Here is a 19,079-nt window from a genome sequence, read left to right as displayed (position 1 = left end):
AATGATTTCATCTCTCTTCTTTTCTTAAAACAACTACACTTAATCAGAATAAGGTATCAATTTCATATAATTATTCGATATCTACGCGTCAGCACATGTGTCACATTTCTGTGACTACGAGTAAGTTTTACTTATGTTGCTTGGTAGTAGGGTATTTATCGATTGTTTAATGATTCAATACTTAGTTTAATCGTATAAAGGTGTGCAGTATGCCGCACTAAATTAATAAGAAATTATCTAAAAAGGTTAATGGGAAACGTAAGCCATTAGCGGAGGTCAGATGAGTACGCACACGGTACCGCAGAGCGCGATTGTAAATGCTGTCAAAGGTGAAGTTTTGGTTTTGGGCCTGGATGGAAACGTTAAGGTCATAAAAGCGGGGGATGAGTTAAGACCTGGCGAGATTATTATCACAGAAAATAATGCTTCTCTCGACGTACAGATAAATAATGAGCTTTATCTGGTCGATGCAAATTGTGTTGCTTGTCTTCCTGTGCCTTCTTCTGAACCGTTAGAACCAGTATTGGTACAATCTCCAGTTAATGGCTTGGTGACTTTTGACCCAACGGCTATAGGAAGTGCTGACTTCGACGCCAACGATATTGCCGCTATCCAGCAAGCTATTTTAGACGGAGCTGACCCTACCGCTATCTTAGAAGCAACAGCTGCTGGCGCAGGTGCTGAAGGCTCGGCTAATGCTGGCTACGTGACGGTTGAATATAATAACCCGGAAGTACTCGCGTCTACTTTTTTTGAAACGTCTGCGACTCGCAGCGGAGAAGATGATCGCGACGAAGATGACGGTTTGAATGTCACGATTTTTGCTGATGGTGGGCAGTCACTGCAATCTAGCGTAACAGAAGGCTCAATTTCTCTATCTAGCTACCCGCAAACCATTTCTTCTAGTGTGCTGGTTGAAGCAGGGGATCTCGCACTTGATACTGCTTCATTTGTACCTGAAACGTCCTCATTAGAGTCTTTGTTAATCGAGTTAAATAGTGACATTACCTCTGGTGGTCAGCCAGTGGCGTTCGTTTACGACGAAGCGCAAAATGCTATTATCGGCACTCAAGGTGGTAACGAAGTGCTTCGTATCGAGATCGAAGCGACATCTTTAGGCCGTGATTTAGAGTTAGAGGTCGTTACCACGATTAGCCAGGGTATTGACCATGTTGCGTCTGTTGCTGATGGCCAAGTATCGATCGTCGGTGATCAAATCAATATTGCTTTTGATATTACTGGCGCAGATATTGGTGGGAACAGCATTCAAGCGCCTATCGATTTTACGACAACCGTTATTGATGGCGATGATCCTGCGCCGCAGAACGTTACTTTTGAAAACGTTGAATCTTCTTCTACACCAATTACTGGCACTTTTGTTGATATTGGTAGTGATCAATTGGCAACGGTCACGTTTAATCAAGAAGGACTTAGTCAGTTCGATGGCCTACTGAGTGATAATCAGGCGACAGAAGCGGTACTCTCTGAAGACGGCAGTACTATCACCTTGTCCATTGCGGGCTCGAATGAAACCGTCTTAACCATCAGTTTGAATACTGATGGTACCTACCAATTTGAGCAATTTAAGCCGTTAGAACAAACAAACGGTGAAGATACGATTGAGCTCTCTTTGCCAACCACAATCGTCGATTTCGACCAAGATACGGCAAGCAACACCTTTACGATGACCATCCTCGATGGTGATAATCCAGTGATTGAGAACGTGACGGGCTTGTCTTTAGACGAGGCGGGGGTCGACCAAGGTTCACAGGAAGGCGCGGCAGTAACAAGTGGCACTGGGTCGATCACGACAGCGGTCGGAAGTGACATCATTGACCACTATGAGTTGGAAGCGACAGAGTTTAATGTTGGTGGAGAACTCCAATCTCAAGGGCAGGTTGTTCAACTAGAACTAGCGTCCGAGAGTGACGGCGTACGTACTTACGAAGGCTTCATCGAGCTGGATGGTGTGCGTATTACCGTATTTGATGTGGCGATTGATGCACCTGCATTGGGCGAATACCAATTCAATTTGTATGAACAACTTGACCACACGGGTGCTAACGATGACTCGCTTACTTTCTCACTGCCAGTTTACGCGGTAGATGCGGATGGTGATCGCTCCTCGATTACCGACGGTTCGAACACACCAGAAGCTGCGCAAATTGTCATTCAAGTTCAAGATGACGTTCCTACGATTGATGGCGTTGAGGCTCTAGCCGTCGATGAAGACGATTTATCAAGCATTGGCTCCGATCAAAGCGACTCTGTGTTCGCGCAAGGTAGCTTCACGACGACTCAGGGCTCAGACCGTGTTGTAAGTTATCAATTAGAGAGCGGCACTGATCCACTCAATGGGTTGGAATCGCAGGGGCGATCTATCTCTCTGACGGAAACAACCAATTCAGATGGCAGCTTTACCTATTCTGCAACGGCAGAAGGGGACGCTATCTTCACCTTACAAGTGAACCCTGACGGTTCTTATTCATTTACCCTTGAAGGTCCAATCGATCATGCTGTGGGTAGCGATAGCTTAACTCTAGACTTCACTATTGTCGCAACGGACTTTGACGGTGACACCAGTTCACTTGTTCTACCGGTAACCATTGCCGATGATGTGCCAACCATTAATGACGTTGTCGCTCTTACCGTCGATGAAGATGACTTAAGTTTGGTAGGCTCTGACCAATCACAGTCAACGCTGGTCGAAGGTCAGTTTACGACAACTCAAGGTTCTGATGGCGTCGTACAGTATCAGTTGGATGTAAACGCTGATTCTTTAAATGGCCTGCAATCTCAAGGTCAAACCGTTTCCATTGCCGAAACGCAAAATGCAGATGGCAGTTACACCTACAGCGCAACGGCAAATGGCAGTGCAGTTTTCACATTAATTTTGAATACCGACGGCTCGTACAGTTTTGAGCTGCAAGGTCCAATTGACCATGCGGCAAATAGCGACAGCTTAACCCTTGATTTTAGCGTTATTGCTACAGACTTCGATGGTGACACAAGCCAAATCGTATTGCCTGTTACCATCGTGGATGATAAGCCAACTATTACCGATGTTGATGCGATTACTGTTGATGAAGATGATTTAGGCACGATTGGTTCGGACCAGACTGACCCGATTTCTATTGATGGTAGCTTCACCACCACACAAGGCTCTGACCGAGTGGTAAGTTATCAGCTTGATGCTTCTGCAACACCAGTTGACGGCCTTACATCACAAGGCGTGGCAGTTACGCTGACTGAAACCGCAAACGCTGATGGCAGCTTTACTTACGAGGCGACAGCGGGTAGTGAAGCGGTCTTTACGCTGACGGTGAATACTGATGGTAGCTATAACTTCACGCTTGAAGGTCCAATCGACCACGCGGTAGATAGCGATGAGCTGACACTCAACTTCCCAATCATCGCAACAGACTTTGATGGCGACACCACAAATGCCACTATCCCAGTGACAATCGTGGACGATAAGCCTGTTATTACCGACGTCGACACCATTACGGTTGATGAAGATGATCTAGCGTCAATTGGCTCAGACCAAAGCAATCCAATTTCTATTGATGGCAACTTTACTACCACACAAGGCTCTGACCGAGTGGTGAGCTACCAACTCGATGCTTCAGCAACACCAGTGGACGGTTTAACATCGCAAGGCGTGGCTGTCACACTGATAGAAACCGCAAATGGTGATGGTAGTTTCACTTATGAAGCGACTGCGGGTGGCAACCCAGTATTTACTCTGACAGTAGATACTGATGGCTCTTACAACTTCACGCTAGAAGGGCCAATTGATCACGCGGTGGATAGTGATGAGCTGACACTCAACTTCCCAATTATCGCAACCGACTTCGATGGCGACACCGTTACTGAAACCATTCCAGTCACGATTGTTGATGATGTACCGACCATCACAGCGGTGGATGCGTTGAGTGTCGATGAAGATGACCTTAGCGGCGTGGGCTCAGACCAAACTGACGCTGTGTTCGTTGAAGGCGCGTTTACCACTATTCAAGGCTCTGACCGAGTGGTGAGCTATCAACTGGATTCAACGGCTGATCCTGTTGCGGGGCTAACGTCTCAAGGTGAGGCGATTACCTTGGTGGAAACCGCCAACGGTGATGGCAGCTTTACTTATGTGGCGACCGCAGACGGCAATCCGGTATTCACGTTAAACGTAGCAACAGATGGCACTTACGATTTTACGCTGCAAGGCCCGATTGACCATGCAGCTAACAGTGACAGCCTGACGATTGATTTCCCAATTATTGCCACCGATTTTGATGGTGATACGACTTCGGCAACCATTCCAGTCACGATTACGGATGATGCACCAATCATCGATAATGTTTTGCCTCTGGCTGTAGACGAAGATGATTTATCAGGTATTGGCTCAGACCAAACTGACGCTGTGTTTGTTGAAGGCGCGTTCACCACTACCCAAGGTTCAGACCGTGTGGTGAGCTACCAACTTGATTCAACTTCTGATCCTGTTTCGGGGCTAACCTCCCAAGGTGAGCCAGTTACTCTGGTAGAGACTGCGAATGCTGATGGCAGCTTTACTTACGTGGCTACCGCGGATGGCAATCCGGTTTTCACCATGAACGTGAATGCTGATGGCACATACAATTTCCGTCTGGAAAGGCCGGTCGATCACGCGTTAAACAGCGATGAATTAGTACTGAACTTCCCAATCATTGCAACAGACTTTGACGGCGATACGACGACCGCGACCATTCCCGTCACGATTACTGATGACGTTCCAACTATCGACAACGTTGTTCCACTCACGGTGGACGAAGATGATCTCGCCTCAATTGGCTCAGACCAAAACGATGATGCGTTTATGTCGGGTTCTTTCACCACAACTGAAGGCTCAGACAGCGTTGTTAAATACCAGCTTGATGCAACAGCAGATCCAGTATCTGGGTTGACCTCTCATGGTGAGCCTGTCGTGCTTGCTGAAACTGCTAACGGCGACGGTAGTTTTACTTACACAGCCACGGCAGATGGCAATGCCGTATTTGAATTGATTGTGAAGCCAGATGGCAGCTACAACTTTACACTGCAAGGTCCACTAGACCATGCGGTGAATAGCGACAGTCTGCAAATCGACTTCCCGATTATCGCAACAGACTTTGATGGCGACACCTCATCGGAGACGTTACCTGTCACTATCGTTGATGATAAACCAACCATCACTGACGTAGACGCAATCCGTGTGGATGAAGATGACCTAGCGACGATTGGCTCTGACGGCTCAGATCCAATTTCAATCGATGGCAACTTCACTACAACGCAAGGTTCTGATGGGGTAGTAAGCTACCAATTAGATACTGCTGCAACGCCAGTTGATGGCCTAACATCGCAAGGTGTGGCAGTGACGCTGACGGAAACTGCAAACGGCGACGGTAGCTACACTTATGAAGCGACAGCAGGAACTGAAGCCGTATTTACGCTGACCGTGAATACGGATGGTTCATACAACTTCACGCTTCAGGGGCCAATTGACCATGCGACAGACAGTGATGAGCTGACACTGAACTTCCCAATCATCGCGACGGATTTTGATGGTGATACCACCACAGAAACGATCCCAGTCACCATCGTGGATGATAAGCCGACCATTACCGATGTCGATGCGATTACCGTTGATGAAGATGATTTAGGCACGATTGGCTCAGATCAAACTGACCCGATTTCAATCGATGGCAACTTCACCACCACACAAGGCTCGGACCGAGTGGTGAGCTATCAGCTTGATGCTTCTGCAACACCAGTTGACGGCCTTACATCACAAGGCGTGGCAGTTACGCTGACTGAAACCGCAAACGCTGATGGCAGCTTTACTTACGAGGCGACAGCGGGTAGTGAAGCGGTCTTTACGCTGACGGTGAATACTGATGGTAGCTATAACTTCACGCTTGAAGGTCCAATCGACCACGCAGTAGATAGTGATGAGTTGATACTGAACTTCCCAATCATCGCGACCGACTTTGATGGCGACACCACAAATGCCACTATCCCAGTGACGATCGTAGACGATAAGCCAGTTATTACTGACGTGGATTCCATTACAGTTGATGAAGATGATCTAGCGTCAATTGGCTCAGACCAAAGCAACCCGATTTCTATTGATGGTAACTTCACCACCACGCAAGGTTCAGACCGAGTGGTGAGCTACCAACTCGATGGCACATCAACACCAGTTGACGGTTTAACCTCGCAAGGTGTGGCTGTCACGCTAACAGAAACTGCAAATGGTGATGGCAGTTTTACCTACGAAGCAACAGCGGGCTCTGAAGCGGTCTTTACGCTGACAGTGAATACTGATGGCTCTTATAACTTCACGCTAGAAGGGCCAATTGATCACGCGGTTGATAGTGATGAGCTGACACTCAACTTCCCAATTATCGCAACCGACTTCGATGGCGACACCGTTACTGAAACCATTCCAGTCACGATTGTTGATGATGTACCGACCATCACAGCGGTGGATGCGTTGAGTGTCGATGAAGATGACCTTAGCGGCGTGGGCTCAGACCAAACTGACGCTGTGTTCGTTGAAGGCGCGTTTACTACCACACAAGGCTCTGACCGAGTGGTGAGCTATCAACTGGATTCAACCGCTGATCCTGTTGCGGGTCTGACATCTCAAGGTGAGGCGATTACCTTGGTGGAAACCGCGAATGGCGACGGCAGCTTTACCTATGTGGCGACCGCTGACGGTAATCCTGTCTTCACGTTGAATGTCGCAACAGATGGTACGTACGACTTTACGCTGCAAGGCCCGATTGACCATGCCGCTAACAGCGACAGCCTGACGATTGATTTCCCAATTATTGCCACCGATTTTGATGGTGATACGACCACGGCAACCATTCCAGTCACCATTACGGATGATGCGCCAATCATCGATAATGTTGTGCCTCTGGCTGTAGACGAAGATGATTTATCAGGTATTGGCTCAGACCAAAGTGACGCTGTGTTTGTTGAAGGCGCGTTCACCACTACCCAAGGTTCAGACCGTGTAGTGAGCTACCAACTTGATTCAACGGCTGATCCTGTCGCAGGTTTAACTTCTCACGGTGAGCCTGTTACTTTGGTAGAGAATGCGAATGCTGATGGCAGCTTCACTTACGTGGCTACCGCGGATGGCAATCCGGTCTTCACCATGAATGTTAATGCTGATGGCACATACAATTTCCGTCTGGAAGGGCCGGTCGATCACGCGTTAAACAGCGATGAATTGGTTCTGAACTTCCCAATCATTGCAACAGACTTTGATGGCGATACGACAACCGCGACTATTCCAGTCACGATTACTGATGACGTTCCAACCATCGATAACGTTGTCCCACTAACAGTAGACGAAGATGACCTTGCCTCAATTGGCTCAGACCAAAACGATGATGCGTTTATGTCGGGCTCTTTCACCACGACTGAAGGCTCGGACAGTGTTGTTAAATACCAGCTTGATGCAACAGCAGATCCAGTAGCAGGGTTGACCTCTCATGGTGAGCCTGTCGTGCTTACTGAGACAACAAATGGTGATGGCAGCTTTACTTACACTGCCACAGCAGATGGCAATGCCGTATTTGAATTGGTTGTGAAGCCAGATGGCAGCTACACCTTTACTCTGCAAGGTCCACTAGACCATGCGGTGAATAGTGACAGTCTACAAATCGACTTCCCGATTATCGCAACAGATTTTGATGGCGACACGTCGACGGAAACACTACCTGTCACCATCGTTGATGATAAACCAACCATCACTGATGTAGACGCAATCCGTGTGGATGAAGATGACCTAGCGACGATTGGCTCTGATGGCTCAGATCCAATTTCAATCGATGGCAACTTCACTACAACGCAAGGCTCTGATGGGGTAGTAAGCTACCAATTAGATACTGCTGCAACGCCAGTTGATGGCCTAACATCACAAGGTGTGGCAGTGAGCCTGACTGAAACTGCAAACGGTGATGGTAGCTTCACTTACCAAGCGACGGCAGGTACTGAATCGGTCTTCACGCTAACAGTTAATACGGATGGCTCATACAACTTCACGCTTCAAGGTCCAATCGACCATGCGACAGACAGTGATGAGTTAACACTGAACTTCCCAATCATCGCAACGGATTTTGATGGTGATACCACCACAGAAGCGATCCCAGTCACCATCGTGGACGATAAGCCAACTATTACCGATGTTGATGCGATTACCGTTGATGAGGATGATTTAGGTACGATTGGCTCAGACCAAACTGACCCGATTTCAATCGATGGCAACTTCACCACCACACAAGGCTCGGACCGAGTGGTGAGCTATCAGCTCGATGCTTCTGCAACACCAGTAGCTGGACTCACATCACAAGGCGTGGCAGTCACACTGACGGAAACCGCAAACGGCGATGGTAGCTTTACTCACGAAGCGACAGCGGGGACTGAAGCGGTCTTTACGCTGACAGTGAATACCGATGGCTCTTATAACTTCACGCTAGAAGGTCCAATCGACCACGCGGTAGATAGTGACGAGCTGACACTGAACTTCCCAATCATCGCAACCGACTTTGATGGCGACACGTCTGCTGAGACAATTCCTGTCAAGATCGTTGATGACAAACCGACACTTGGTGGCATCGAAGCAACAAGTGTGCAAACGGTTGATGAGGACGATATCCCAACAATCGGATCTGATGGTACACAGTCGAACAGCATTGCCGGTAACTTCATCGCGACTGATGGTTCTGATGGCATTGTCGAGTACAGCGTTTCTGACCTAACGACGCCAGTACAAGGCCTGACCTCTGGTGGTCAATCTCTGGTTATGGTTGAAGTATCAAACGCAGGTGGCGTTTCAGTTTACGAAGCTCGTATTGATGGCACGACGACACCAGTATTCCGTGTAACCCTCGATGCCTCTGATGACAGCTACACGTTCGATTTGCTCGCTCGTCTCGATCATCCAAATGCTGATGGCCAGAATGAACTGATCATAAATTTACCGATAAACGCGACTGACTTTGATGGAGACGTGTCGAACAACATCACCTTACCAATTACGGTTGTGGATGATGTTCCGACCATTGATGGTTTGCTAGCAGGCAGCGAACAAACCGTTGATGAAGATGACCTACCAGCAGGTACGGATGCTGCAAGTGCAGAAGATACTGTTATTTCAGGTACTTTTGATATCACCGAAGGTGCTGACCAAGTTGCTTCTATTCAGCTGAGTGACCTGACCACGCCAGTTGCGTCACTGACTTCAGATGGTGACGCTATCACCTTAGTTCTGTCTTCTAGCGCAAACGGCGTGAACGTATACCAAGGTGTCGCTGGCAATCCTGCTGAAGTGGTTTTCGAACTGACGTTGGATGCAACGAACAACACCTACGAGTTCGATTTACAGAAGCCGCTTGATCATCCAGATGGTAATCAGCAAAACGAGATTGTTATTAACCTCCCTGTGACGGCGACAGATAATGATGGTGATACTTCACCAGCCTTCACATTGCCAATTACCGTTGTGGACGATGTTCCAGTTGTTACCAATATTGAAAGTCTACGTGTCGACGAAGATGACTTACCTCTTGGTTCTGATGGCACTAAAGAGCCGTTAACGGTATCAGGTGAATTCGAAGTCACTAGCGCAGATGGTATTGATGCTTTCGAATTGGATCTGAGCTCAAATCCTATTTCGAACCTGAAATCGGGTGGAGAAGAGGTAACACTTTCTCAAGACGTTGGCGCTTCAACTGCTGACGCGCTTGTTTACGTGGGACAAACTCCGGGTGGAGTGACGGTCTTCACGTTGACACTTCATCAAGATGGTAAATACGACTTTGAGTTATCTGGTCAGTTAGATCACGCGGTTAACTCTGATGAGATTTTGTTGAATCTACCTGTGAAGATCACGGATGGCGACAACGATACCATCACTGCGACCTTGCCAGTTACGATCGTAGATGACAAACCAACCATTGATGCTATTAGCTCTGGTAGTACCTTGTCTGTGGATGAGGATGATATTCCAAGCCAAGGTTCGGACGACACGCCAGAATCCAATATCATTGGTGGCAACTTTGACGTTACTGATGGTGCCGACTCTATCGTTAGCTTCCAGTTGGATAGTTTAACATCGCCTGTTTCTGGCCTTACCTCAGGTGGTCAACCGCTTGAGTTGGTTGAGTTTTCAAATTCAAACGGTGTGATTGAGTACCGAGCTTATGTACAAGGTACGACGGACACCGTCTTTAAACTGACGCTAAATGGTTCAGCAGACAGTTATGAATTTGAACTGTTGGGTGCACTTGATCATCCTGCGGGTAACGATGAAAACTCGTTGGTCATTAACTTCCCAGTCAACGCGACTGATTTTGATGGCGATGTGTCCAATAACATCACCTTGCCGATCACCGTGGTGGACGATGTTCCAGCTATTGTGAAAGTGACAGACTCTAGCCAACAAACCGTTGATGAAGATGATCTTTCCGGTGGCTCTGACACGACAAGTAATGATTCTACGGTATTGAACGGCGGATTTGAGGTCGTTGCTGGTGCAGACAAGATTGTCAGCTACCAAGTTTCAGACCTCGATGCAGTCGTGTCTGGTTTAACGTCGAACGGCAGCAGCATCGAGTTGAATCTAGTAGGCACGAATGGTGGAGTAACCAGTTACGAAGCGGTTATTACTGGCACATCAACTAAGATCTTCACGCTGTCTCTTGATGCGAATAATGACAGCTACCAATTTGAGCTGTTGGGACCAATCGACCACGACGCTGTTCAAGGTGAAAACAACCTTGTCATTGATATTCCAATTACAGTAACAGACTTTGATGGTGACACGTCATCACCACTGAATCTTCCAATTACCGTAGTTGATGACATTCCCGAAATTAAATCAGCAGATGCTTTGGCTGTTGATGAGGATGACCTTGCCAACGGCTCCCAGGCAACCAACAAAGACAGCCTAGAAGCAACGGGCAATTTCGATACGGTGGAAGGGGCAGATACCGTTGTCTCTTATCAGCTGGATCTTACTTCTAACCCGATACCAGGAGTAACTTCAGGTGGTCTTGCGGTGACGTTAGTTCAAACCGCGGTAAGCAACAACAACTTTACTTATCAAGGTCAAACACCTGATGGTAACTCAGTGTTCACGCTAGTTTTGAACGCTGACGGTTCTTACAAGTTTACGCTTGAGGGTGCGCTAGATCACTCAACTCAAGGCGAAGATACACTCATACTTGATCTCCCAGTCTTTGCGACCGATGTCGATGGCGATACGGCAGGTATTAACTTACCAGTGACGATTACCGATGATGTTCCAACCTTGCACGATGCATCTATTTCGCGTGTTGAGGGACAAGGCAGCCGCACGGTTCGTTTATTCCGAGACCCTGTAGAGGGGGATGATGACCTTGGTGCTGACGGCGCACAAGTGACTTCATTCTCGGCTGATGATTCAGGCATTTACTTTAAGCAAAACGGTGTTGATTCTGATTCTGTCGATTTGAACGGCAGCGACCAAGTCGTATTTGTTCACAAGGTTCTTGACGGAGTGGATACTGAAATCGGTCGTTTGGTTGTTCGAACCGATGGCAGTGTGTCATTCCGTCCGAATGACGATCTTGACCATACCGAAACCGACTCGATTGATTTCACCATCAACGTTGTTGCAACCGATGGTGATGGCGATATCGCAGATGCCGATGTGGATATCTCGATAAGAGACCGCAATGCGCAAATTGACACGTCTACCGTTACTGCGTTCGAAGACCAAGGGCGTGATGGTGTCGTTGTGGGCGTTGACTCTGCAAATACTCAGGACAACTTGTCGACGCTGGATGTTAGCCCTGCGAAAGTCGACTTGGTTATCAATTTACACGATATCGACCGTAACGAGAGCTTAGGTGACATCATTATTCGAGATGCTGATACTCACAACGGTACGTTCTACTACAGAGACGGCAGTGGCAACTACATTGAATTAACATCTGTGGGCAATACGGTTGTTCTCGACGCATCAAATGTTGAGCAGTCATTCAATGGTGAGCTTGTCTCGTTAGATAACTTGTACTTCGTACCAGATCGTCATACATCAACCGATGCTTCTGGTATCGATCCTCGTATCCGCGTGGAAATTCTTAACAATGGTACGCCAGATCATACGATTAATGGTCGTTTAGACATTGAAGTTGCTGCCGTCGCAGATATTGCAACGTGGACGGCAAGCAGCGAATTTAACTACTCGGTTGATGAAGATGGAAACAATGTCGCACTTAACATCACGGCTGAAACCCAAGACACTAGTAACCCAGAAGGCATTGTGTACGAGCTTGTCTTTACACAAGGAGAAGGTAACGCAGAGTTAGTCTATTCAGATGGTAGTGCGATACCAAAATCCGGTGGTGTTTATCTGGTGGATGCAAGCCGAATTGATGAAGTTCAAGTTGATCCGATAGATAACTTCTCGGGCGAAATCAGAATTGATGTCACCGCTATTACGACGGAAAACAACAATCCACTGCTTGGGAAAGATACCGCTCGCTCAGAAACCGAAACCATCATTATTGATGTAAACCCAGTTGCGGATAAAGGTAGTTTTACTGTAAACCGAATTAATGTGTTTGAGGATAATGCTCGAACTCAAAATACGGTAGACCCTGTCACTGATCACGACCCACTCCAATTAAGTGAAGTGATCACCATGAAACCATCAGCGGACTTAGATGGTTCTGAAGCGTTATTTGTGCGCATTTCTAACTTCTCAATTGATGGGGTTACTTTGGTGTGGCTGGACTCAGCAAACCCAAGTCAGATAGTAGAAGTGACCGATTCAGGCGGCAATGTACTTTATTACGAAGTGCCAGAGTCTGAATTAGCGAACGTCGAAGTTCTTCCTCCTTTGCACAGCAATGATGACTTTACTTTCAATGTCGAAGGAATTGTGAAAGACACAGCATCATTGTCTACCGGTACGACAGAAGATGTGTTGTCACTGGGCAGTAAGACCGTCATCGTTGGTGTAAAAGGTGTTGCTGACATACCAGACACGGTATTAATTGACGCGGGGAACGTTTGGAACCGATTCGTAGACGGAGATGTGGCCGGGATAGAGACGACTATTGAAGAGAATGGTGTTGTAAACCTCAACTTCTCGGTTGTATCAGGTGAAGTTGCCGATAGACCACAGGATGATTCAGAAGCCATTACTGTTATCCTGTCCAACATCCCCGACGGTGTTCGTGTCGTAGATTCAGACGGTTCAAGCGTTGACCTCACCTTTGTTGGCTATGATGGTAACGGTCAACCGATTTACGAAGCAAACATCACTGGGCTGAATTTTAATTCCGGTATTCAAATTATTCCGGAAGCCTCTTCAACTGAAAACATTGCGATTACAGGGACGATCATTGTTACCGAGAATGATGGTCATAGTCGTGTGATTGAAAGAGAGGTAAGGATCAAGGTCGAACCCGTTATTGACGCTCAAGATAACTACGTTGTCCGATCGGAGGGAGATGAAGATACGCGCTTTGACATCGATTGGAAACCGACGCTCGTACAAAGCCCTGATACCGATGAATTCTTTAGTGATGTAACCATCTCTGGATTTCCTCCAGGCAGCACGGTCTATGTAGATGGTGTGGCACAAACGCTTGTTTCTGGAACACTAACGCTTTCACCGCAAGCCGGTGAATCAGAACAAGATTTTTCCGCTAAAATCTCTCAAAGTGGCTATGTTCAAGTTCAGTTGGAGCAGGATTCAAGTACTGACTTTGACTTGACCACAACCGTCACTGTGAAAGAGATTGACCATGAATATGTTGACGCTTCGAATCCCGGTGAAGGTATCGCTGAGAAAACCATCAATGGTACGGTGAATGTCCAAGTTAATCCAATCGTTGAGCCAGAGGATAAGACGGGGGCAATAGACGACCAAACCCGTCTGCTTGTCACTGAAAGTGGTGGTGGTGCTACCGATATCGTGAAGTCAGACGATCAAGGTAACATTGACTTTACGATCAACACTTCTATGGGGGGCGAATCTGGCGCTCATATCATTAAATACCAAGAGTTTGATGCGTCTTCAGATGAAGTGGTGACTCAACTTGTTGTTCAATTTCACAATGTGGACCCTGAGATCCTCAACCAATTGGTTATCGTCGGTGCACTAAATGAAGGTGGAGGTCGTTGGACAGTAACTAATGAAGACAACTTCTCAATTAAAGCGCCGTCTGGACTTGATTTAACACCAAACGATGACAGCGACGATGGCGATAACGGTGGTCTCTCTCAAATTGGCTTAACCATTTACGCAGAAGTGAATGATTTGGGCGAAGATTTGGGCAACGAAAAAGATGCGACGGTCGTGCGTCAAACGGATGTGACACTAGAGTTTCCAACCGTCCTCACACCGAAAATGAGTGTAGCGGCAGAGATTCAGGTGGCTGATGATGTTCAAATTCAAGCGTTGGAAGACAATTCTATTAACCTTGGTGCTCAGTTGACGTCGAAAGTCGATGCGATTAATGCAGATGGTGTGGAGGATGTCTTGACTATTATCGTCGACCCGACAGCTCCTGGCATTCCTCCTGGTTTGGTGATCACGGGGACGGATGTTGATTTTGTCAATGGTAAATACGTGTTCCAAGCCCATATCGATGCGAGTGGAAATATTACTGGCCTTGATGGTTTGACGATGCACTTGGCAGAAGATTACGCAGGTGATTTCGAATTGCCAATTCGGTTTGTCACTAAAGACACTGAGTCCGGTGATGAAAAAGAAAATAATGTCCAGTTTCCAGTTCAGGTTTTACCGGTTGCAGACGTTCCGAGTTCAGCCGGGGATCAGCCGTTGGATAGCGATGTCACACCAAATGTAAGAGTAGATATCGTCGGTACTTTCGGCTTGGATGCAAACAAACAACCTGTGACTGATCTAAATAACGACGTTCCCACGGCGGATGGTGTTGGTTACGAAGATGGCTTAATCCAACTTAACTTGAGTGTTGATTTTGCCGATCAATTTAACAACACTCAAGGTGGTCGAGAAACACTAACGAACATCAAGTTAGAGCTTGATGACACAACATTAGGTGAGTTTGTTGATGCCAATGGTAACAGCTTAGGAACCAGTATTGAGTTTAATGAAGCTGAGATTTTAGCTGGTGCGCTTGACAATGTTCTGTTTAAGCCAAAAGAAAATTACCCCGTAGGTGGTGGCCAAAATACCGTCAAGATTAATATCGAGGGAGAAATTACTGATGAAGCTGTGTTTGATCAGTCTATCTTGAATAACTCTGGCGATAATATAGATGTGAGAACCTTCACTGACGATGTCACATTTGAAGTTACGCCAGTCGTTGATGACATTACCATTACAGGTGCCGATCCGACGCAGCCAATCACGGTGATTGGTGACGAAGATACTTTAATTTCGCTGAATCAATCGGGCTCTGGTGTTTCGATCAGCCTGAACGATAATGACGGTTCTGAGAGTTTCGTTTCACTCAAGTTAACGGGGCTTCCTGATGACTTTATCGTTAAATCCAATTCCTCTGATTATGTTGTTAAGAACAACGGTGGGGGCGAATGGAGTATTCAACTAAAAGATCTCACTCAGACGTCCATTGACCTGAGTGACATCCAAGTTAAACCGCCAAAACACTTTAGTGGCGAGGCTGAGATAGGTATTACGGTCTTCATTCAAGAGGAGTTGCTACAAGTTCCAACGGAACGAAACAACAACTTTACGCTTATTGTCAATCCTATTGGTGATGATGTTGATGTGAACCCCGACACTTCGGCTGCAGGTAATGAGGGCGAAGACATTGTTATTAATGTAAATGCGTTAGTGGTTGATAACAAAGAGTCCATCGGAGATGGTGCAAACTACCAGGAAAATGATCCAGAGACGCTGAGAGTTGAGGTCTCCAATGTCCCTGATGGGGCGAGTGTTTCATTACCTGATGGGACAGTGTTTACTGACCAAGGCGGCGGAATTTTTGTCTTAGAAATCAATGCTCAAGACTTGGATCAAGTGGTGTTTAATTCTGGGGATCGCAACGATAACTCATGGGATGGTTCGCTGCATTTCAAAGTGCAAGCCGTTGATACTGGGCTCGATGGCAGTCAAAGCTTGGGCTCCGCAGAGGAGTTTGATGTCACTGTTGATGTTGAAGCAGTGAACGATCGTCCAGAGTTCGTCAATACCGTGGATGTGGAAACACCAGAAGATACGCCAATGCTGCTTGATGGTTTCAGCATTACCGATATTGATGCCGTACTCGATGATCCGAATGCTGAATATGTACTCAATGTGAACGTCGACAGCGGTATCTTGGAGCTTAATCCAACGCTCATCGCTACTTACAACCTAACCGTGAGCGGTGATGGTACGGACTCCGTTGAACTGAAAGGTACAGTGGCCGATCTAAACAATGCCATTGCAGACGGTCTGATTGAGTTTAATCCAGACCTGAACTTCTTTGGTGACGTTCAGGTGGACGTGACAGTCGATGACCAAGGTAATGAAGGTATCGTAATTGGTGGGGTAGATGACACCCTAAATACCAACAGCAGCAGCTTCAATATTGAAGTGACAGCGGTGAATGATACCCCAGAAACTACGCCAGTGACGCTACCGGATATTGAAGAAGATAGTGGTGTGTTCTCCATCTCTGAAGCGGATCTTATTGCGAATGCGACAGACGTAGAGAACGATAATCTCACGGTTAGCAATGTTCAGTTAACGGATCCGAATTCGGGCAGCATTATTTTCAACAGTGGCACGGGAGAGTGGGAATTTACCCCTGCACCAGATTACAACGGTCCAGTTGAAATCACGTACACCATTACAGATGATGGCACGACAAATGGTGCATCCGATCCTAAATCGGTTAACGGCAGCGCATCGTTCAACGTAACGGAAGTCAATGATGCTCCAACGACGTCTGAAGTGACACTTTCTGATATCGCAGAAGACAGTACGGCGGTTGATATTACCCAAGCTGATTTGTTGGCGAATGCGTCTGATATTGAAAACGACACCTTGATGGTGAGCAATGTCCAGTTGGTTGAACCAAGCAGCGGCACATTGGATTTCGACAACGTAACAGGTACATGGTCATTTACTCCTGCGCCTGGCTACAACGGCAAGGTCGATCTGACCTACGACATTACCGACAACGGTACAACGAACGGTGTTTCAGATCCTCAAACGGTGTCAGGAACGGCGACCTTCGAAGTCACTGAGGTGAACGATGCACCGGTAACATCAGAGGTAACGTTGAGTAGTACCGAAGAAGATGGTGGTTCGGTAACTATTACGGCTACTGAGTTGCTGAGCAACGCAAGTGATCCTGAGTCAGACAACTTGACCGTCGATAATGTTGCGTTAGTGGACCCAACTTCCGGCACGTTGACTCAAGTGAGTGCGACAGAGTGGACGTTTGAACCCGCAGCAGATTTCTTTGGTGACGTTAATTTCACTTATGAAATCACAGATGACGGAACCACTAACGGCGCTCCAGACCCAATTACAATCTCGGGCACAGCAGTGTTGAATGTTGAAGCTACCAATGACGCACCTGAAATCACTGCAACGTCGGTAACGGATACGATCAATGAAGCTGATGGCCAGAAAGTAACGGGTATTAGTGTGAGTGACGTCGACTTTGCGGGCGCACAAGCAAATGAAAGCATGACCGTGACTCTTACAGTTACCGAGGGCGACCTTCGTGTCGAGCCGCCAGCAGGTAGTGGTGTGACTGTTGGGGCGGGGATGGCTGGTGAAATAACCCTAATGGGCACACCAGATAATATTAACTCTGTTCTTGGAGCAACAGACGCTTCTGAGGGTGTATTTGTGGATGCAGGAGATGTCAACGCAGCTTCAATCACTTTATCGGTGAAAGTCGAAGACAACGGCGTGTACTTCGAAAATGCGGGTACCGCATTGGAAGCGAATCAAGATTTCACTATCAATGTGACACCTGTAGCTGATGCACCTACATTGAGTATCAATCCTCAGTTTAATTACATTCGTCAAATTGCGGCTAGCCAAACCGCGAGCAGTCAAGGTTTAGCGATTGTCGGAATCATGGCGGCGCTTACTGATATTGACGAGGTGCTGTCTTTGGAGCTAACGGGCGTACCAGCTAGTGCTGAGGTAACAAGTGGCGTTTCTCCATCAGGCATTAGCTTCGATGGTACCACTTGGACAGTACCAAGCGATGAAATTGATACGCTAGAAATTGTCGCAACAGATACTAACAGTGGTATTGATGTCGGTTCTTACGATATTTCGCTTACGGCGATATCAACGGAATCTAATGGCGATGAAGCGCAGTCTTCACCTGTCCAAATTAGTTTGGATGTGAGTAGTGATAGCGACGATATTGACCAGTCAACCGCAGTGGACGACAGCTATTTAGTCGGTGGAGACACAGGTATCAATTTGATTGGTGGCGACGGTGACGACGTTATTCTGGGTGGCGATGGCGATGACGTTCTTATCGGTGGCTTAGGCTCAGATATCTTAACGGGTGGAGACGGCAGCGATATCTTCAAGTGGACGGTAGACTCCGTTGATGAAGGGGCAGTGGATACCATTACTGACTTCACTGTTAACGAAGACAGTATCGATTTACGTGAAGTTATCTCTGATCTCAATAACTCAATGATCGACATGGATGATCTGCTTGGTCACATTTCGGCAGACTACGATGCATCGACGGAAAGTGTTTCTCTGAACATTACGACGGATGCAAATGTTCAACAGACTATTGTCGTGGAAAACTTAGGTACTTCAATCGACTTCAACGGTCTCAGCTCCAACGAGATTGTAGAGTCATTGCTCAACAACGGTGTTATTGATAACGGATAAACCTGTATGCAACATAAAAATGGGCGGCTCTGATAAGCCGCCCATTTTTTTCGGGAAAGCTTGATTTTAAACAGGAGATATTTGAATCGAAATAGAAAGAAAGAGCGAAGCAAAGGGGTTATCTTGTTACGACGTTATAGTGATAGTTGGAAATTAAAATAGCGATAATTTGACGTTAAAT

At 47.0% G+C, this 19,079-nt stretch carries 1 protein-coding gene; it reads left to right on the top strand.

What is annotated here, in order from left to right; genetic code table 11:
* Positions 1-280: 280 nt before the first annotated feature.
* Positions 281-18,898 carry a retention module-containing protein gene (locus tag R7P36_RS03840; protein WP_318122018.1) on the top strand — a complete coding sequence of 6,206 codons (18,618 nt, stop codon included), beginning with the start codon at positions 281-283 and terminating at the stop codon, positions 18,896-18,898.
* Positions 18,899-19,079: the final 181 nt, after the last annotated feature.

It is taken from the genome of Vibrio sp. 397, from assembly GCF_033339395.1.
GTDB lineage: Bacteria > Pseudomonadota > Gammaproteobacteria > Enterobacterales > Vibrionaceae > Vibrio > Vibrio alginolyticus.
This window is presented reverse-complemented; position numbering and strand designations above follow the sequence as displayed.

Excerpts from the sequence above, each read along its gene's own strand:
- R7P36_RS03840 (WP_318122018.1), top strand. The coding sequence starts at position 281 with ATGAGTACGCACACGGTACCGCAGAGCGCGATTGTAAATGCTGTCAAA.